Below are 260 nucleotides of genomic sequence, written 5' to 3'. Positions count from 1 at the left end.
CGCAATCAGGACTTTCCTGACATAGGGCGATCTGTCTGAGCCGATCAACTTCATTCTGGTCATCATGATGACAGCATGCCTTGAGATTTTATCCCAAGGTGATAGGTTTTTGTGAATGTAGCATAGAGCTTTTCCGAAAGCTGCTGGGAGAATTTCTCAAAGGGAGGGAAACTATGGCCAGGAGGCTGCCGCCACTCAACGCAATCAAAACCTACGAGGTGGCCGCGCGCCATTCGAGTTTCACCAAGGCGGCCGACGAG

The 260-nt window shown here is 51.2% G+C and carries 1 protein-coding gene; it reads right to left on the bottom strand.

Translation table 11 applies throughout. The features are described from left to right. Nucleotides 1–62: 62 nt before the first annotated feature. A partial coding sequence (locus KVS69_RS19800; RefSeq protein ID WP_217539809.1) for a hypothetical protein occupies nucleotides 63–260 on the bottom strand: 198 nt, incomplete at its 5' end.

The sequence above is a fragment of the Stenotrophomonas sp. GbtcB23 genome (genome assembly GCF_019091045.1).
GTDB lineage: Bacteria > Pseudomonadota > Gammaproteobacteria > Xanthomonadales > Xanthomonadaceae > Stenotrophomonas > Stenotrophomonas rhizophila_A.
This window is presented reverse-complemented; position numbering and strand designations above follow the sequence as displayed.